This is a genomic window from Massilia sp. WG5 (assembly GCF_001412595.2).
In the GTDB taxonomy this organism is placed as follows: domain Bacteria; phylum Pseudomonadota; class Gammaproteobacteria; order Burkholderiales; family Burkholderiaceae_D; genus Telluria.
The window spans coordinates 4,498,122-4,516,128 of sequence record NZ_CP012640.2 but is presented as its reverse complement, the minus strand read 5'-3'; the positions used below and the strand labels follow the sequence as shown (position 1 = coordinate 4,516,128).

General features: G+C 64.5%; 14 protein-coding genes. 7 read left to right on the top strand and 7 right to left on the bottom strand.

Going from position 1 to position 18,007, the window contains the following annotated elements; all coding sequences use genetic code 11:
* The first annotated feature begins 112 nt into the window (after positions 1–112).
* On the top strand, positions 113–1,255 hold the full coding sequence (locus tag AM586_RS20180) for an alkaline phosphatase PhoX (protein WP_156328149.1): 1,143 nt from the start codon (positions 113–115) through the stop codon (positions 1,253–1,255).
* Positions 1,256–1,365: 110 nt separating this feature from the next.
* On the opposite strand, the gene AM586_RS20175 is transcribed toward AM586_RS20180, so the two are convergent.
* Positions 1,366–1,668 (bottom strand): YciI-like protein, encoded by a 303-nt coding sequence (locus tag AM586_RS20175; RefSeq protein WP_047824619.1) that lies wholly within the window; start codon positions 1,666–1,668, stop codon positions 1,366–1,368.
* 89 nt (positions 1,669–1,757) lie between these two features.
* On the opposite strand from AM586_RS20175, the gene AM586_RS20170 reads away from it, so the two are divergent.
* The 6 genes from AM586_RS20170 (at position 1,758) to AM586_RS20145 (ending at position 8,335) form a co-directional block, all read left to right on the top strand.
* On the top strand, positions 1,758–2,057 hold the full coding sequence (locus tag AM586_RS20170) for a PAAR domain-containing protein (RefSeq protein ID WP_047824761.1): 300 nt from the start codon (positions 1,758–1,760) through the stop codon (positions 2,055–2,057).
* A 164-nt stretch (positions 2,058–2,221) separates the two neighbouring features.
* Positions 2,222–3,259 (top strand): alpha/beta hydrolase, encoded by a 1,038-nt coding sequence (locus AM586_RS20165; RefSeq protein WP_229412966.1) that lies wholly within the window; start codon positions 2,222–2,224, stop codon positions 3,257–3,259.
* Positions 3,260–3,608: 349 nt separating this feature from the next.
* Positions 3,609–4,610, top strand: a complete 1,002-nt coding sequence (locus AM586_RS20160) for a BMP family protein (RefSeq protein ID WP_052233434.1) — start codon at positions 3,609–3,611, stop codon at positions 4,608–4,610.
* 123 nt (positions 4,611–4,733) lie between these two features.
* Entirely contained in the window at positions 4,734–6,281 is a 1,548-nt protein-coding gene (locus AM586_RS20155) for an ABC transporter ATP-binding protein (RefSeq protein ID WP_052233435.1), read from the top strand.
* Positions 6,278–7,369, top strand: a complete 1,092-nt coding sequence (locus AM586_RS20150; RefSeq protein WP_052233436.1) for an ABC transporter permease — start codon at positions 6,278–6,280, stop codon at positions 7,367–7,369. The genes AM586_RS20155 and AM586_RS20150 overlap by 4 nt, the downstream gene beginning before the upstream one ends.
* Complete coding sequence (locus tag AM586_RS20145) at positions 7,370–8,335, top strand: ABC transporter permease (protein ID WP_052233437.1); 966 nt, start codon at positions 7,370–7,372, stop codon at positions 8,333–8,335. It begins immediately after the preceding gene.
* On the opposite strand, the gene AM586_RS20140 is transcribed toward AM586_RS20145, so the two are convergent.
* The 6 genes from AM586_RS20140 to guaD all read right to left on the bottom strand — a co-directional run bounded on the left by AM586_RS20140 (position 8,336) and on the right by guaD (position 18,003).
* On the bottom strand, positions 8,336–9,178 hold the full coding sequence (locus tag AM586_RS20140) for a MipA/OmpV family protein (RefSeq protein ID WP_052233438.1): 843 nt from the start codon (positions 9,176–9,178) through the stop codon (positions 8,336–8,338). It abuts the gene before it with no gap.
* Between the two features lie 97 nt (positions 9,179–9,275).
* Positions 9,276–10,337 carry a S1/P1 nuclease gene (locus AM586_RS20135; RefSeq protein ID WP_052233439.1) on the bottom strand — a complete coding sequence of 354 codons (1,062 nt, stop codon included), beginning with the start codon at positions 10,335–10,337 and terminating at the stop codon, positions 9,276–9,278.
* A 28-nt stretch (positions 10,338–10,365) separates the two neighbouring features.
* Positions 10,366–12,057: a bifunctional UDP-sugar hydrolase/5'-nucleotidase gene (locus tag AM586_RS20130; RefSeq protein WP_052233440.1), complete on the bottom strand. Its 1,692-nt coding sequence runs from the start codon at positions 12,055–12,057 to the stop codon at positions 10,366–10,368.
* A 110-nt stretch (positions 12,058–12,167) separates the two neighbouring features.
* The gene (locus AM586_RS20125; protein WP_229411117.1) at positions 12,168–14,402 is read right to left on the bottom strand and encodes a TonB-dependent receptor; all 2,235 of its coding nucleotides are present in this window, start codon (positions 14,400–14,402) and stop codon (positions 12,168–12,170) included.
* A gap of 755 nt (positions 14,403–15,157) precedes the next feature.
* Entirely contained in the window at positions 15,158–16,666 is a 1,509-nt protein-coding gene (locus tag AM586_RS20120; protein ID WP_052233442.1) for an adenosine deaminase, read from the bottom strand.
* Positions 16,667–16,698: 32 nt separating this feature from the next.
* The gene (guaD, locus tag AM586_RS20115) at positions 16,699–18,003 is read right to left on the bottom strand and encodes a guanine deaminase (RefSeq protein WP_052233443.1); all 1,305 of its coding nucleotides are present in this window, start codon (positions 18,001–18,003) and stop codon (positions 16,699–16,701) included.
* Positions 18,004–18,007 lie beyond the last annotated feature (4 nt).

Here is an 18,007-nt window from a genome sequence, read left to right as displayed (position 1 = left end):
TAAGTCAGCAATATGGCGACTGCATGAACGCGCCTTATTTGTATTGAGTGCGCGCATGCTAAAAAGGTGGGCCCGACCGCTATGCTCGACGCGTCATCAAAGGGAGACTGTCATGAAACCGCTATTGCGCTGCATTCCATTGCTGGCAGCGATCGGCCTCGCCAGCTGCGGCGGCGACGTCGGCATCGGCGTCGGCGTCGTCTGGCACGATCACCCCTGGCCCAACCACCCCGACTGGCCAAGCTGGCCCGATCACCCGCAGGGCGCCACCGGCCTGTATCCCATCGCGGGCGACGTCTGCGGCGTCTGTTCGGGGTCGAAGGACGGCACCGGGCCGGCGGCGCGCTTCAAGGCCCCGGAAGGCATCGTCGCCGACAGCGCCGGCAACCTGTACGTGGCGGAACCGGCCAGCGCGACGATCCGCAAGCTCACGCCGCAGGGCGTCGTCACCACCCTGGCGGGCGCCAGCAACGCGGTCGGCTATGCGGACGGCAACGGCGGCGCGGCGCGCTTCAACCAGCCGACGCGCATCGAAACCGATACCGCGGGCAACCTCTACGTGACCGACACCGGCAACTCGGTGGTGCGCAAGCTTACGGCCTCGGGCACGGTCCTCACGCTGGCCGGCAACGGCACCTGCGGCAGCAGCGACGGCAACTCCACCTCCGCCCAGTTCTGCAATCCGAAAGGCATCGCCCTGGACCGCTGGGGCAACCTGTGGATCGCGGACACCGGCAACCACACGGTGCGCCGCATCGATCCCAGCGGCAAGGTCAGCACCGTGGCCGGAGCGCCCGGCGTGTGCGGCAGCGCGAACGGGCGCGGCGACGTGGCGCGCTTCTGCAATCCGCAGGACGTGGGCGTCGACGAATGGGGGAATGTGTACGTGGTCGACACCGGCAACTCGACCATCCGCATGATCAGCGCCAAGGGCGAGGTCTCGACCCTGGCGGGCCAGGCCGGCCAGTGCGGTTCGGTGGACGGCAGCACCAGCGTGTCGCGGCTGTGCGCCCCGAGCGGCATCGCCGTCGAGGGCAACGACCTGTATATCGCGGACACCGGCAACGCCACCGTCCGCAGGATCAACCTCGACAACGTGACCAGCACGGTGGCGGGCGTGCCGGGCCAGCAGGGCATCGTGCTGGGCGCCCTGCCCGGCGGCCTCGACCGCCCGATCGGCATCGCGCGCGCGCCGGACGGCTCGTTCGCGCTCACGACCCACAACATCGTCGTGAAGCTGCTGGCGGCCAAGTAAATAAGGGAGCGTCTGACAAACCCTCAGGGCAAGGCGCATCGCCGCGGTGGCGGACCACAAAGACAGTACGCCAGTACGGCGAGACGATGCAACGCAGCCATGAGGGTTTTTCAGGCGCTCCGTAACGGCGTCGCTGCGTCCCTGCCGATGACGGTGGTCCACGGACGCACGCGCCAGCTCGTCACCAGGCCCTCGGTAACGTAAGGATCGGCTTTGGCGAAGCGCTCGGCGGCTTCCGGGGAGTCGCCGGTGAACAGCAGGACGGCGGTGTCGGCCGGATCGGCCAGGGCGCCGGCGAGCACGAGCTCGCCGCGCTGCTCGGCTTCCCAGGCCAGCTTCAGGTGCGGAGTCCGGAATTCGCCGCGGCGCGCCAGGTAGTCGGGCGCCAGTTCATACATCAGCAGGTAGTGCACGAAGGTCTCCTTTGCTATGAATTCGACAAGACCCCGGCATCTTAACCGATCCCAATGTGGGCGGGCATGGCGATGGCAACATGGCCGCCATGAGACGGCATCACATCACCCTGGGCGCCCGCACGACGGCAGACGGCGTCGTCACCTCGGCCTCGAGCGCCATGTCGATCGACGGCGCCCGCATCGCGCTCGAAGGCGATGAAGTCAGCTGCCATGGCTGCGGCGCCACCGGCGCCATCGTCTGCACCGGACCGCGCACGCCGGAGCGCCATGACGGCCGGCTGGTCGCGCTGGAAAACGACCTGTGCGCCTGCAATTGCGCGACGCCGCCAAGACTGCTGCCCATCCAGCGCGTCCGCTATCAGACGGTCGCCCAGGACGCTGCCTAGGCGGCCCCTGCAGCTTTCCGCCCGCCATGTTATTGTTGCGCCATGGCAACGTGCGCGCAGCTTTGCGTCAAGCCTTCCCGGCTTTGTACAGCAGCGCACAGAATCCTGAAGATGATAGAGCTAGACTAGTAACCATGGACACTCGGAAAAAAGTAGCGGCAGGAATGGCTGGCTTTGCCAGCATGCTGTGGCTGGGCCTGACGGCCGCGGTCGCGGCGAACCAGCGCCGCCTGGTGTTCAATCCGACCGTCGAGCGCGAAGTGCAAAGCCCGCGCAGCAGCGGCCACCGCACCCGCCCCGTGGTGCTGCGCGCCGCCGACGGCACCCGCCTCTGCGGCTGGCTGATGACGCCGAAGATTCCGGGTCCGCATCCGGCCGTCGTGTATTTCGGCGGCCGTTCCGAAGAAGTCTCCTGGGTGGTGCGCGATGCCGGCAAGCTGTTTCCCGACATGGCCGTGCTGGCAGTGAACTACCGCGGCTACGGTGAATCCCATGGCGATCCGGCCGAGATCCACATGGTCGAAGACGGCTGCATGCTGTTCGACTGGATGGCGTCGCGCGCCCACGTGGATGCGCGCCGCATCGCGGTGGTCGGCCGCAGCCTGGGCTCCGGCGTCGCCGTGCAGGTGGCGAAGGAGCGCCCGGTGCACTCGGTGGTCCTGGTCACGCCCTACGACTCGATCCTGGCGATCGCCAAGCGCAAGTTCCGCGTGATGCCGATCGAGTACATGCTGCGCCACCGCTTCGAGTCGATCAAATATGCCCCGGCCCTGAAGGCGCCGACCTATGTGCTGCGCGCCGCCAGCGACGACGTGGTCCCGCATTCGCACACCGACCAGCTGGTGGCCAAGCTGGCCCAGTTGTGCGGCGACGACATCGTGCCCGAGTCGGACCACATGAACATCCCCTATCTGGAAGGCACCCAGAACCGCATCGCGGCCTTCCTGCGCTCCCAGTTCGGCAAGCCGCTGGCCGAAGCCGCGGCGGCGGGCAGCCCCGGGGCCGATGCGCTGCCGGCCAGCGCCGCATCGTCGGCCCCGATTCCTGCGCCGCTCATCGCCTCGGTCGCCATCGACGGCGCGCCGGCGCCCCTCCTTCCCGTCCCCGCCGATCCGATCGTCGTGCCCGCCATCGGCGTCGGCCCGGCACTGGCCGTGCTGGCGGCGCCGCTTTCGAGCGAGCTTCCGCTGGTCCATAAATAAGCCTTTCCTGTCATTACGCGCGCGTCAAGACCTGTGGTTTTCTGTAGGAAACCACTGAAAAGTGGCACTATTTATATTTCCACTAAATAAATTGCGAAGTAAAATCGTATTTGCCACAGATAAACGTCTGATGCATAGTTAAACGCCAGGGTGCGGAGACAATGCGCAGCATCGTGGTCGACTTCCCGGTTCTGCCTGCTGCCATGACGCGCAGGCACGCCCACCGGCCTCGGCCACGATCGACATCGACACCACAGGAACGAATACGCCTCGGATGGCTGGTCCTTGCATTGCCGCCCAGCGGCAGGCTTGTGCCGGTCTTCCCATGTAGAGGATTCAGGAAGAATAGATGAAATTCAAGCAACTCAGTATGACGATCGCGGCGCTCTGCGTGAGCGCCAGCGCCTCGGCCGACATCGCCGGGGCCAAGCTGGCGATCGTCTACGACGCCGGCGGCAAGTTCGACAAGTCCTTCAATCAGTCGGCGGCCGAAGGCGTGACGCGCTTCATGAAGGAAACCGGCGTCAAGGTGTTTGAAGCCCAGGCCAACTATGACACCCAGGCCGAGCAGGTGCTGCGCGCGCTCGCGCGCAAGAAGCTGAGCCTGATCGTGTCGATCGGCTTTTCCCAGACCCAGCCGGTGCAGAAGATCGCCGCCGAATACCCGAACGTCCACTTTGTCATCATCGACGGCAACGCGCAGGGCAAGAACGTCAATTCGGTGCTGTTCAAGGAACAGGAAGGCTCCTACCTGGTCGGCGTGGCCGCCGCCATGGCTTCCAAGACCAAGACGATCAGCTTCGTCGGCGGCATGGACATCCCGCTGATCCGCGCGTTCGCCTGCGGTTATTCCCAGGGCGCGAAATCGGTGCTGCCGAAGATTCAGATCCTGCAGAACATGGTCGGCACCACCAGCGCGGCCTGGAACGACCCGGCCAAGGGCGGCGAACTGGCGCGTGCGCAGTTCGACCGCGGCTCCGACGTCGTGTTCGCGGTGGCCGGCGGTTCCGGCATGGGCGCCCTGCAGATGGCCAAGGAAAAGGGCAAGCTGGCGATCGGCGTCGACTCGAACCAGAACTACCTGTACCCGGGCACCATGCTGAGCTCGATGGTCAAGCGCGTCGACAACGCCGCCTACGAGGCCTTCATGAAGGCGAAGAATGGCCAGTTCACCTCTGGCATCACTTACGAAGGCTTGAAGGAAGGCGGCGTCGACTGGGCGCTCGACAAGTACAACCGGGCCGTCATCACGCCGGAAATCGAGAAGCGTGTGCTCGCCGCCAAGGACGACATCATCAGCGGAAAGATCAAGGTCGTCGACTATCGCGCGGCCGGTTCCTGCCCGCAATAGGCCACAGGTTTCGACCGCATTTTTGTTTTACCGATGAAGCGCGCCGCGCCGGCTTGATCCGGCGCGGCGCGCTTTTGAATGAATGTTTTCCATAATTACTTTGTCTACCGAAAACGGATCGCTATGCAGCCAGCCGTAGAATTCCGCAACATTAGCAAAGCCTTCGGGGCGGTCAAGGCGAATGCCGAGGTCAGCTTCTCGATCGCCAAAGGCTCGATTCACGGCGTGATCGGCGAAAACGGCGCCGGCAAGTCGACCCTGATGAGCATCCTGTATGGCTATTACAACGCCGACAGCGGCCAGGTCCTGATCGACGGCCAGGCGCGCGACATCCGCACCAGTCACGAGGCCATTGCGCTCGGCATCGGCATGGTCCACCAGCACTTCATGCTGGTCGAGAACATGACCGTGCTCGACAACGTCATGCTCGGCAACGAGGGGAGCTTCAAGCTGGCCGCCACGCGCGGCGAGGTCGAAGCGAAACTGCGCGAGATCTGCGCGCGCTACCGCCTCGACGTCGACCCGCTCGCCACCGTCCACGACCTCTCCGTGGGCGCCCAGCAGCGCGTCGAGATCCTCAAGCAGATCTACCGCAGCGCCAACATCCTGATCCTGGACGAGCCGACCGCCGTCCTGACCGCCCAGGAAACCGCGTCGCTGTTCCAGATCCTGCGGCTGTTCAAGGACCAGGGCAAGACCATCATCCTGATCACCCACAAGCTGCAGGAGATCATGGACATCACCGACGAGGTGACGGTCATGCGCGCCGGCCGGGTGGTCGGCGCCGTCAGGACCGCGGAGACCTCGAAGGAGCAGCTGGCCAATATGATGGTCGGCCGTCCGATCCAGAGCGAGCTGCCGCGCGCGCCCTACAAGCCGGGCGCCGAGGTGCTGAAGGTCTCGAACCTGCAGCTGAAGGACAAAAACGGCGTCGCCCTGCTCTCGGACATCAACTTCACCCTGCGCGCAGGCGAGGTCGTGGCGATCGCGGGCGTGTCCGGCAACGGCCAGAGCGAGCTGCTCGAGATCCTGTCCGGCATGCGCCTGCCGAGTTCCGGCAAAGTGGAGTTCCTCGGCCGCGACCTGCCCTACGCGGACCGCGCGAACGCCGACGGCCTGCCCGCCACCTTCCGCGACCTCGGCATCGGCCACGTGCCGGAAGACCGCCTGCGCGACGGCGTGATCAAGGATTTCTCGGTCATGCAGAACACCGTGTTCGGCTACCAGGATCGCGTCAAGAACCGCTGGGGCCTGTTCGACTTCAAGAAGATCGCGCAGCGCTGCGCCGGCCTGATGCAGGCCTTCGACGTCCGCCCGAACAATCCGGACCTGCGCATCGGCCTGCTCTCGGGCGGTAACCAGCAGAAGGTCGTGATCGCACGCGAAGTCGCGGCCCATCCGAAGATGATGCTGGTCGGGCAGCCGACCCGCGGCGTCGACATCGGCACCATCGAGAGCATCCACACCCAGCTGCTGCGCCTGCGCGACGAGGGCGTGGCGATCCTGCTCTCCTCCGTGGAGCTGGAAGAGGTGCGCGCGCTGGCCGACCGCATCCTCGTGATGTCGGGCGGGCGCATCACCGGCATCCTGCCGATCGACGAATTCGACACCACCCGCATCGGCCTCTTGATGGGCGGCTTGCACAAGTCCGACGAAACTGAGTTGACATGAAAAAGACTGAACTCCCACGCTGGGCGACCGGTTTCGCCCTGCCCATCCTGAACCTGCTGTCGGCGCTGCTGGTGGCGGGACTGGTGATCCACCTGCTCGGCGAAAGCCCGTCGGAATCGCTGCGCATCCTGGTCGACAGCGCCATCCTCGATCCGGAAGGCCTGGGCTATACCCTGTTCTACGCCTCGACCTTCATCTTCGCCGGCCTGGCGGTGTCGATCGCGATGCAGGCCGGCCTGTTCAACATCGGCGCCGAAGGCCAGATGTATGTCGGCGGCCTCGGCCTGACGCTGGCCGTGCTGGCCTTCGATGCGCACCTGCCCGGCTGGCTGATGATCCCGGTCGCGATGGGAGGCGCCGCGCTGTTCGGCGCGCTGTGGTCCTTCCTGCCCGGCTACCTGCAGGCCAAGCGCGGCAGCCACGTGGTGGTCACGACCATCATGTTCAACTTCATCGCCGCCAGCCTGATGAACTACGTGATCCTGAAGATGATCCCGGAAGGCCAGCAGAACCCGGCCTCGCGCGTGTTCGCCGACAGCGCCGCCCTGCCGCTGCTGAACAAGCTGTTCCCGGTGTTCGGCGACACCCCGCTGAACATCAGCTTCCTGCTGGCGATCGCCGCCCTGGTCCTGTACGGCGTGATGGTGTGGCGCTCCTCGTGGGGCTACAAGCTGCGCGCGACCGGCTTGAACGCCCACGCCGCCCACTATGCCGGCGTGAAGATCGACCGCATGATCATCGTCACCATGCTGGTGTCGGGCGCCCTGGCCGGCCTCGGCGCGGTCAACTCGGTGATGGGCTCGACCCATTACCTGTCGCTGAACTTCCCGGCCGGCGCCGGCTTCGTCGGCATCGCGATCGCGCTGATGGGCCGCCAGCACCCGGTCGGCATCTTCTTCTCGTCGGTGCTGTTCGGCGCGCTGATTCAGGGCGGCTTCGACCTGTCGCTCGTGAAGCCGAACATCCCGCAGGAGACCTTCATCTTCATCCAGGGCCTGATCATCCTCTTCTGCGGCGCAATGGAAAACTTCTACGCGCCGGCGCTGCTGAAACTGATCAACCTGAACCGCACCAGCAAGGAAGCATAAATGGAAGACTTTCACATCGCCAGCATCGTGGTCTCCACGATCCGCAACGCGCCGGTGCTGATGTTCGCCGCCATGGCCGGCCTGTTCGCCGAACGCTCCGGCGTGGTCGACATCGGCCTCGAAGGCAAGATCCTGGCCTCGGCCTTCGTCTCGGCGTCGGTCGCCTACGTCACGCAGAATCCGTGGCTCGGCATTCTGGCCGGCATCGCCGTGTCGGTCGCGCTGGCCATGGTCCAGGCCTTCGTCTCGATCACCCAGAAGGGCAACCAGCTGGTGTGCGGCATCGCGATCAACATCGCCATGAGCGGCCTGACCTTCGTGCTGGCGCAGTTCTTCTTCCATGAAGGCGGCCGCACCCCGGACCTGCGCGAGGCGCGCCTGTTCGACATCATCCTGCCCGGCACCGATGCGCTGGACAAGATCCCGGTGATCGGCTGGCTGTACGGCCACGTGATCGGCGGCCAGTCGGCGCTGGTGTACCTGGCCTTCCTGCTGGTCCCCATCGTGCACTGGGTGCTCTACCACAGCCGCTTCGGCCTGCGCCTGCGCGCCTGCGGAGAGAACCCGCACGCCGCCGACGCCGCCGGCGTCTCGGTCGAGCGCACCCGCTACGCGGCGATGCTGGTGGCCGGCGTGCTGTGCTCGTTCTCGGGGGCCTACCTGGCCATCGTCCAGAGCGGCTTCTTCCTGCGCGACATGTCGGCCGGCGCCGGCTACCTGGCGCTGACGACCCTCGTGTTCGGCAACTGGCGTCCGCTGCACACGGTGCTGGGCTGCCTGATGTTCGGCATGTTCGGCGCGATCCAGATCCAGCTCGAAGGCGTCGACCTGCCGGTGATCGGCAGCATCCCGGGCTCGCTGGTCCAGATGATCCCGTATGTCGTGACCGTCGTCGTGCTGGCCGGCCTGATGGCTAAGTCGGTGGCGCCGAAGGCGATCGGCAAGCCATTCGTCAAATCCCGCTGATCATTCAGCCGCGCGCGCTCGCTCCGCCGAGCGCGCGAAGGTCCACGCAAGACCTATTCCCGCTGACGTTCCCGTCGAGCGTTTCATCAGCGGACTGTCCCGGTTCGCCGCCCCCGCATACGTTTCATAGCGCACGAAGCCGAACAGGCGCAGGTCCGGGTTCAGCTTGTAGGTGCCGAACAGCCCCGTACGCACCAGCATCAGGCCGCTGTCCGCGTGGTAGGCCGGCCGCTCGGCGGTCGCATACTGCGGCTGCACTTCATAGAAATAGCGGTTGATGCGGCCGTCGCCGAACACGGCGCCCAACTGGGCTTCCATGGTCCAGCGCGCCGCTTCCCCCCGCTTCTCCCATACCAGGCGCGGCTCCATGGTCCAGCCCTGGCGCCGAAGCCCGCTCCTCGCCTCGATCACGGCGCGCAGCGGCAGCTCGAAGCGCAGCCGTCCCCGCTCGCCCAGGTCGGCGAACTTGTACTTCACGCGCGGGCCGAATTCGACCAGGGTGCCGAGGTCCGGCATGCCGCGCCGCGCGTCGACGTCGTTCGAATGCGCGGGCAAGGAACCGGCGAAGCCGACGTCGAATTCGAGCTTGTCGGTATTCAGCAGGCGCGCGCCGATGCCGTTCTGGTCGGCGCGGAAGACCTTGCCGCGGTAGATCAGGTAAGGCAGGACCAGGCCGCGGTTCGAGCGATCGTCCGCGCCCGGGTAGGCTGGCGTGCTGAAGGCGGCGGCGCCGATGCCGGCTTCCCAGAGCGGCAAGTCGCGCTCGGGGGGCCGGGCCTGGGCGGAAGCGAGGGCGGGCAGCAGGCTGGCGGCCGCGAGGGTGAGGTAGGAGTATGTGCGCATGGCGCCATTCTAGCGGCGCGCATGAGCAGGTGGCGCAAGCGTCGCATCGCGTGGGCACGTGATCGATGCCCCCGGCATCAATCACCCCACGCGAACATTATTGGTAAATTGCCTGCAGCAGCTGCGCCAGGTGATACCCGCCCTTGATCAGCTGGGTCTTGGCGATCGCCGAGCTCGGCACCGGGTAGTTCTGCGGCACTTCCAGGTTCCAGGTGTAATAGGTCTCGCCCTTCTTGCTGGTCTGCTGGGTGATCTTGCCGACGGTGACGCCGTCGAAGGCCTGCTTCGACACCGCCAGCGCATCGTCCGCCCATTGGTAGGGCCAGGTCGCCAGCGCGCCCGTGGCGGAAGCGATCACCGGCTTGCCGTCGATCGCGGCCTGCGCGAACTGGTCCGGGGTCCTGGTGCGGATGCGGCGGAAGGCGTAGTTGACGGTGGTGCTGTCCCAGTAGGAGTGGAAGGGCTTGGTCAGCGCCTTCGGCACGCCTTCCTTGATCGGCTTCGCCTCTTCCTGCGGGATGACGTCGGACAGCTTGGCGACCAGGCCGGTGAGCTTCTCGTCGTCCATCAGGAAATTATTGCCGCCGCGCGAATCGAAGACGGCGGTCTCGTCGATCTCGGCCTTGGTCTTCGGCACCACGAACTTGCCGTCCTTGTTGACGAAGGCGGCGCCCACGTGCAGCGGCTGGTGGATGTCGCCGGTCATGTGGGTGATCAGGATCAGGGCCTGGCGCGGGGTGAACTTGTGCGGGTTGGTGGCCGGGGTGTCCTTGCCCTGCAGGACGGCGATCGCCTGCTTCAGGGTCTGCACGATGTCGTCGTCGGCGGTGCCGGCCGCGCCGTCATGGTAGTGGTCCAGCTGGAACGGCACGTCGGTGTAGTGGTACTCGCTGTGCTTCGGGTTGGCGTTTACGTACTCGACCATGTCGGGGGTCTGCGGGCCGCACCAGTTGCCCTTCACGCAGTCCGGCCAGGTGGCGACCGATTCCAGGGTTTCGCCCGGCAGCAGGATGGCCTTGACCTGCTGTTCGGCCTTGCTGCCCTTGATCAGTTTATCGGCGATGGCGCCGACCGCGCGGTGGCCGTCGTTGCCCCAGGCGAGCGCATTCGCCGAGGCGAAGGCGCCTGCCAGCGCGAGTACACAAGCGAGTTTCTTCATGATGGTTCCTTGTCGGGACATGTGCGTTTCAGCGCACCTTGTTGATACGGGCCTGCGGCGCGGCCAGCGAGGATGCGCCGATCTCAGGATGTTGTTTCAGGTAGGCGACCAGGGCGTCGAGGTCGCGCATGCCGGTGTCCTGGCGGTTGATGCCCTTGGCCAGCACCGGGAAGTTGTCGCCGCCGTCGGCCAGGAAGTTGTTGGCCACGATGCGGTAGGTCCTGCCCTCGTCGACCGGCTTGCCGTCCACCTTCAGGCTGCCCGGCACCAGGCGCTGGCCGACCGGACGGGTGCTGTCCCAGGCATAGGACAGGCCGCTCGACACCTGCAGCGTGTAGCGGTCGTTGCCGGGGCGGTCCCACTGCTGTTCGAGCATGGTGCGCAGCTGGGCGCCCGTGATGTCCAGCACCACCAGGGTATTGCCGAAGGGGAGAACGGCCTGGGCCTGGCCGAAGCTGACCACTCCACCCTCGCCCGCTTCCAGGTCCTTGCGGATGCCGCCCGGATTCATGAAGCCGAGCTGGACGCCCTGCCCGCGCGTGGCGGCCACCACGGCGTCGGCGATCACGTCGCCCAGCGGCGACTCGCCCGCTTCGCTTTCCTTGCGCGGCACGCTTGCAGCGGCGATGCGCGCGACCGGCTTCGCCAGTTCCGCGGTGCTGCGCGCGCGCACGTCGCGCAGGTAGGCAGCCATCTGCGCGTCCGGCGTAAACGCCTGCGGCGTCATCACCACGTTGCGGACCTGGATGTCGTCGACGCGGCCGCTGTCCGGCTCCACGGTCATTTTGATGCGCGACAGCAGGTGGCCCGCGGCGTCGGCCTGGGTGACCACGCGACCGTCGACCTTGCACAGGTAACCCTTGTGCGAGTGGCCGGTGATGACCAGGCGGATCGCCGGATCGAGCTTCCTGACGATGCCGACGATCGGTCCCTGCAGGCCGTCGCAATATGTTTTGTCATAGGGCTCGCCGGTATGGCCGCCCTCGTGGATCAGGACCACGAACACCTGGGCGCCCTGGGCGCGCATGTCGGGAATGGACTTGTTGATCGAGTCCGCTTCGTCGAGGAAGGACAGGCCCTTGATGGCCGAGGCCACCGCCACCGACGGCGTGTCCTTCAGCACCGCGCCGACCAGGCCGACCTTGACGCCCTTGACGTCGACGATGCGCCAGCCCGGCACCAGGTTCTTGCCGGTCTGTGCGTCGACCACGTTGGTGGCGAGGTAGGTAAAACCGGCGCCGCGGAAGTCCTTCGACAGCTGGCAGGCCTTGCCCGGACGCGGCGAGTCGCAGCCGCCGTGCTGCTGGCGCAGCAGTTCCTTGCTGCCCTGGTCGAACTCATGGTTGCCGAGCGAGCTGGCGACCAGGCCCATCCTGTTCATCGCTTCGATGCTGGGCTCGTCCGCGAACATCGAGGACATGGCCGGACTGGCGCCGACCAGGTCGCCGGCGGCGACGAACAGCAGGTCCTTGTCTTCCTTGCGGAAGGCGTCCAGCGCGCCCATCAAGACGTCGATGCCGCCGGCCTGGATGGTTTGTTTCTTGTCGCTGCCCGCGGGCGCCCAGTTGTACTTGCTGGGCTCCAGGTTGCCGTGGAAATCGTTGATGGCGACGAGATTGAGTTCGACAGGGCTGGAGGCCGGATGCGGGGCAGTGGCGCAGCCGGCGGCCAGGTAGGTGAACGCGACGGTCAGGGCTGCGGTGTGAAGACGAAGGGCCATGTGGATGTCAATACGAATGCAGGGATCAAAAAAAACAGGCCCGAAGGCCTGTTTCATTATCGGCGAACTGCGCCAGACGCTCAACTGCCGCGTCCGGCGCAAGCCTCACATCAGATGTCGACCGAGAAGGTGACCGATGCAAAGCGCGGTGCGCCGAGGTAGTAACGCAGTGCGCTGGTGGTGTTGGTAACACCCGGGATCGGGTTCGAGTTCGGGATGCCGGAACCCGGATTGCGGTACTGCTTGTTGGTGATGTTGCTGACGTTGAAGGTCAGCTTCGGACGCTTGAGCAAGCCGTAATTCGCGAAGGTGTAGCCGCCGTCGAAACCGAAGAGGGTGTAGCCAGGCGCAGCCGGTTCGTCGTGAGCAAAGGTCGACTCCTGCTTGCTGGTCGCCTTGGCCTTCAGACGTGCCCAGAAGGCGTTCTGCGAGTACTCGAGCGACAGGCCGCCCTTCAGGCGCGGCGAACCCGGCAGGCTCAGGCCGGCGGTCGGCAGGATACCGGTCAGACCGGAGTTGGCAGGCACGTTCAGCTTGATGTTGTCCTGAACTTCGGTCTTCAGGTAGCCGAACGAGCCGTACAGCGACCAGCCGTTGATCGGCATGTTGTTCGCTTCGATCTCGAAACCCTTGGACTTCACGCTGCCAGCGTTGGTGTAGAACGAGGCGTTGTTGACCGGGTCGAAGTAGCTGACCTGGCGGTTCTTGAAGTCCACGCCGAACACGGTCAGGGTAGCGATGTACTTGCTGTCCTGGTGACGGTAGCCGACGTCGGTGTTCCACGAGGTTTCCGCAGACACGTCGCCGCTCAGCGTCGGCACGCCGTTGATGACGCGAACGTTGGTGTTCAGGTTCGAGAACACGAAGTTCGGCGGCGCCTTCATGTTCTTGGCGATGCTCATGAAGATCTGGTCGTCGTTGGTGATGCGATAGCGCGCGCCGAACTGCGGCAGCGGCGTCGTGTAGCTACGAGCGATCTGGTAGGTGCCGACGGTATTGGCTTCGCTGGCGAAGTTGGTCACGTCGCGCTTGACGTGCGGGTTACGCACGCCGATGTTGATCGAGGCCTTGTCGTCGAGCAGGCTGATGGTGTCCTGCAGGAACAGCTGGTAAGCGGTCGAGATGGTGCGGTTGTCGCGGCTCTCGTAGAAGGTACCGTCCGGACGGCGAATCGCGTTTTCCTGCAGCCAGACGTCGTAGCCGCCGTAGTTCGAGACCGGGACCATCGGGCCGGTCTGCTGGTGGTTTGCACGCTCGTACCAGAAACCGGCCAGGATTTCGTGGTTGCCCAGGTGGTGGATGACCGAGGTGGTCACGCCCGGACGCTTGGTATGCGTGACCGAGGCATTCGCCATCAGGACGGTGTCGAGGGTGTCGCCGTCGCCGTTCAGGTCGACCGCAGCGTTGTTCTTGCCGGTGGCCTTGTTGTAGAAGCCGGTCTCGGACATGGCCTTCTGCTGGATGCCGCCGTTGCCGAAGCCGTACCAGTAGTAAGGCACGATCTTGATGTCGGTGTTATCGGTGATGCGGAATTTCGCGATGGCCGAGAAGATGCCGTTCTTGAACGGGTTGTTGTACAGGCCGTAATAAGGCGGCGTCTGGGTCGATTCCTTCTGCACGGTGCCGTTGACCGGGGTCAGGTGACCGACGAAGGTGGGCGACGTGTCGTAGTAGTAACCGTTCTTGTTGATTTCGGCCAGCGTCAGGTTGTTGATGCTGTTGTTGACCGCGCGGTTCCACAGCAGGGTCGCGTGGATGTAGTTGAAGCGGTCCCAGTCGTAGTTGAAGCCGGCATCGATGTGCTCGCGGTGCGCCGAGCCTTCACCCTTCCACTTGTCGGCGTCGGCTGCCGAGTACGAAATGAATGCTTTCGAACGCTTGTCCGAGAGCAGGCCGGTGTCGTAGCGCACGAAGGACTTGCGCATGTTCAGCTGGCCGAAGGTCTGCATCACGCGTACGCGCTGCTTGTCTTCCGGCTTGCAGGTGACGATGCCGAAGTTACCGCCCGAGGCGCCCACTTGCGGCGAGTCGACGTCGGTCGAGCCCTGGGTCACGAATTCCGAGCAGGTGTTTTCCTGATCGACATATTCCTGCGGGTAGACGGCGAAGTTACCCGAGTCGTTGACCGGCACGCCATTGATGGTCGCGCCGATCTGGTCGCTGTTGAAGCCGCGCAGGCTCAGGCCGCCACCGAACAGGCCGGTCGCGTCGTAGTTGTAGCTGTTCACCGACGGCAGCATCTCGAGTGCTTCGTACGCGTTGCCGGTCGGACGCTGCTTTTCCAGTTCCTCTGCCGTGATGGTCGAACGTGCCTTCGGCGCATCCTCAGTGACCATCAAACCCATACCAATCTTCTTGCCGGTGATGACGACTTCACGGGTCTGGCCTGCGTCGGCATCAGTCTTCTGCTGCGTCGAAGTTTGGGCGTTGGCCGCGACCGCGAAGCATGCCAGTTGGCATGCGAGAGCGATTGCGCTCAAGCGCAGCACAGGTTGTTGATTTAAAACGGATTGCATTACAAACTCCCTAGAGTGTTATTGTAAGTACGACAACAGCAGCTTTGATTCTGCACAAATTCTTGGGGAAGTGCCCCGAGATCGACACGGCAGTGTAGAGAATGGACGTTTCAGATTGATGACAGAACGACAAATTTGTCGCGCGTTTACCTGTTCAATCAGAGGATGAACTTGTTAAAAAACCATCCTGATCCGATCATGCATGAGGCTCTTAGGCCTGGCAAATATGATTTCCGTTAAGAATTTATACAAAACTCATATAAATTCATCAGAAAATCACTCGCAAATGATCATTTCCCTTGTGCATTGCACTATGTCCATTGACGGCCGGATTATAAGGGAGGGTTTCTGCAGAAAAATCGTTTCGCTTGTTTTTTGAGCAAACCCATCAAGAAAGCGTGAAAAATGTAGCGAGTTGACCACATCCATAGCATAAGCATATGCAATTTAGCCGCATAAATACGACACTTAAACGACGTCGTCCCCGCGCAGGCGAGGACCCAAGTTTGCGAGCGTTTCGATAGCGCCAGCAGTACTTGGATCCCCGCCTGCGCGGGGACGACGATTTGAAAGCTGACTGAAACTCAGCGTTTAAGGGCTGCGCTGGCTTTATCCAGGCCCGCGATCTCCGCCTCGAATTTCGCGAAACGCTCATCGAGCTGCTTGCTCAGGCGCGCCTTTTCGGCCGCATCCAGGAAGGAATAGCGGATGCTGTCATACGAGGCCTTCTTGATCTCCGCATAGCCCGGCTTGTAGCGGCTGGCGAACAGCACGTACTCGTTGGCCAGGTTGTGGCGGGTGACGCCGGCGTCGTCGGTCGAGATCACATACGGCACGCCATATTTGCGGTACAGGGTGACCGGGTGGTTCTCGCCTTTCACGCCTTCGATGAAATCGTTCGAGGTCAGGTTGATCTCGACCGGAATGTCCTTCTCGCGCATGCGCTTCATGATGGCCACGGCATTGCTCTCGTGGGCCAGGTCGATGCCGTGGCCGATGCGGTCGGCGCCGGCCAGGTTCACGGCCTGGTCGATGTGGTACTGCAGGTCTTCCGGCGGGACGTCGCCCAGGGCCAGCTCGCCGGCATGCAGCGCCACCTTGACCTTCGGGTAGACCGACTTCAGGAAGCGGAACATCTTCATGTGCAGGGTGTAGTCGCGCATCGACACCATCTGGCTCTCCTGCCCGACGATGTTGACGCCGACGATCTTGCTGTCCTTGCTGGCGGCCTTGAAGCCGGACAGCATCGAGGAAAACACCTGGGACGGATTCAGCAGGCGCAGCACATAGGTCTGGTAGCGCATGGTGAAGCGCTCGTCGTCGATGCCGGCCGAGGCCTCGTCGATCCTGGCCACGAAGTCGGCAATCGACTGGTTGAACTTCGGATCCTGGTCGAGCTGGGACATCCAGGCGCGCATCTGCGCCTCGAAGGCGGCATCGTCGTGCACGTTTTTCCAGGCCTGGGCGTCGAAGTCCTTGTTGGCGACGAAGGGCGACAGCTTGAACATGGTCTCGATGTAGCTGACGTTCTCGCGGATCGCGCGCTCCTTGATCTCGGCCAGGCCTTCGTGGAAGTTGGCGTTCGAGACCGGGCCGAAATACAGGAAGGTCTGGAAGAACTGGCGGTCCGGCGGCGCCTGGATCGCGCCGTGGTTGTAGAAATCCTTGCTCGACCAGCGCTGCAGCAGCTCGCGGTAGGTGAAGTCGTCGGCGTAGACCTCGGCGGTGCCCAGGCAGGTGCGCTCTTTCGCCGGCTTGGCGCGCTCGGCGTCGACCACCGCCTTGTCGGTCTCGATGCGGTAGGTCTGCTTGTTGACGCAGTAGCCCTGCTTGTCGAGGAAGTCGACATAGGTCTCGGCATACAGCGCGCCGGAGTAATGGTGGTGCAGGTCCCCGCCCTTCGGCATCTGGGTGAAGAACATGGTCAGCTCGGCCGTCTTCGGTTCGCTGCCTGCGATCAGGGCGGCGTAGTGGCGCGCGGTCGCGGCTTCATTGGCGTTGGCGGCGGTCGGGCGGGCGCCGGCGCCGGCGCTGGCCAGGGCTGCTGCAAGGCTCAGTACAAGCGAAAGGCTGCTGCTTAATGTCTTCTGCATGAAGGTGTTCTCTGTCTGGGTGGGCGGAAACCTCAGGGCAGCGTCCGCTCGTGGACCAGACGCCCGGCCGCGTAAGTGGCGCGGATGGCGCGGTCGTCGCCCAGCAGGGCCAGCGCAAACAGGGTTTCCTCGAGCGTATTGCTGTGCGCGGTACGGCGCGCCAGCAGCGGCGTGGCCTTGGGGTCGAGCACGATGAAATCGGCCTCGAGCCCCGCCACGAAATTCCCGATCGTCCCCTCGAGCTGCATGCTGCGTGCGGCACCCAGCGTCGCGAGATAGAACATGCGCAGGGCCGGGAGGTAGCTGCCTTTCAGTCGCGCAACTTTATACGCTTCATTCATGGTTTGCAATATCGAGAACGAGGTGCCCGCCCCCACGTCCGTGCCCAGCGAGACCAGCGCACCCGCATTGTCGGCGCGCGCGATGTCGAACAGGCCGCTGCCCAGGAACAGGTTGGAGGTCGGGCAATGGGCGATCGCCGAGCCGGTTTCCGCCATGCGCGCGAAGTCGGTGTCGTCCAGCCAGATGCAGTGGCCGTACATGGCGCGCGGGCGCATCAGGCCGTAGTGGTCGTACACGTCCAGGTAGCTGCGCCGCTGCGGGAACAGCTCGCCGACCCACTTGCACTCGTCCTGGTTTTCCGAGACGTGGGTCTGGATGAAGGTGTCGGGGTACGCGCGCGCCAGCTCGCCGGTAGCGGCCAGCTGGGCCTCGGTCGAGGTCGGCGCGAAGCGTGGGGTGATCGCATACATGCTTCTCCCCTGGTTGTGCCAGCGCCGGATCAGTTCCTCGCTGTCGCGCAGGTCGGCGCTGTCCTGCAGGAAGTCCGGGCAGTGGCGGTCCATCAGCACCTTGCCGGCGCCCATGCGCAGGTTGCGCGCATGGCTGGCCTCGAAGAAGGCGTCGACCGATTCCTTGTGCACGGTGCAGTAGACCAGCGCCGTCGTGGTGCCGTTGCGCAGCAGCTCGTCGAGGAAGAAGTCGGCCACCACGCGCCCGTGCGCCGGGTCCCGGAACTGGCGCTCGGTCGGGAAGGTGTAGGTCTCCAGCCAGGGCAGCAGGCCCGGGGCCGGCGAGGCGATCATGTCGGTCTGCGGAAAATGCAGGTGGGTGTCGATGAAGCCCGGGGTGATGATCTTGCCGCGGTAGTCGACCACCTCGACGCCGGCCGGCAGGCTGGACACAAGCTGGTCGTAGTCGCCGGCCGCCCTGACCCGGCCGTTCTCGACGACCAGCAGGCCGTCCGCGTGCCAGGCATGGGCGTCTTCCTTGAAGGCCGGATCGGCGTGAAAGTGCAGCAGGCTCGCTCGGTAGGCCTGCAGGTTCTGGGTGTCCATGGAG

Bases quoted from the DNA above. Each gene is read 5' to 3' on its own strand.
- guaD (WP_052233443.1), bottom strand. From the start codon at position 18,003: ATGGACACCCAGAACCTGCAGGCCTACCGAGCGAGCCTGCTGCACTTT.
- AM586_RS20150 (WP_052233436.1), top strand. From the start codon at position 6,278: ATGAAAAAGACTGAACTCCCACGCTGGGCGACCGGTTTCGCCCTGCCC.
- AM586_RS20180 (WP_156328149.1), top strand. From the start codon at position 113: ATGAAACCGCTATTGCGCTGCATTCCATTGCTGGCAGCGATCGGCCTC.
- AM586_RS20145 (WP_052233437.1), top strand. From the start codon at position 7,370: ATGGAAGACTTTCACATCGCCAGCATCGTGGTCTCCACGATCCGCAAC.
- AM586_RS20170 (WP_047824761.1), top strand. From the start codon at position 1,758: ATGAGACGGCATCACATCACCCTGGGCGCCCGCACGACGGCAGACGGC.
- AM586_RS20155 (WP_052233435.1), top strand. From the start codon at position 4,734: ATGCAGCCAGCCGTAGAATTCCGCAACATTAGCAAAGCCTTCGGGGCG.
- AM586_RS20120 (WP_052233442.1), bottom strand. From the start codon at position 16,666: ATGCAGAAGACATTAAGCAGCAGCCTTTCGCTTGTACTGAGCCTTGCA.
- AM586_RS20160 (WP_052233434.1), top strand. From the start codon at position 3,609: ATGAAATTCAAGCAACTCAGTATGACGATCGCGGCGCTCTGCGTGAGC.
- AM586_RS20135 (WP_052233439.1), bottom strand. From the start codon at position 10,337: ATGAAGAAACTCGCTTGTGTACTCGCGCTGGCAGGCGCCTTCGCCTCG.
- AM586_RS20125 (WP_229411117.1), bottom strand. From the start codon at position 14,402: ATGGGTTTGATGGTCACTGAGGATGCGCCGAAGGCACGTTCGACCATC.
- AM586_RS20140 (WP_052233438.1), bottom strand. From the start codon at position 9,178: ATGCGCACATACTCCTACCTCACCCTCGCGGCCGCCAGCCTGCTGCCC.
- AM586_RS20165 (WP_229412966.1), top strand. From the start codon at position 2,222: ATGGCTGGCTTTGCCAGCATGCTGTGGCTGGGCCTGACGGCCGCGGTC.
- AM586_RS20130 (WP_052233440.1), bottom strand. From the start codon at position 12,057: ATGGCCCTTCGTCTTCACACCGCAGCCCTGACCGTCGCGTTCACCTAC.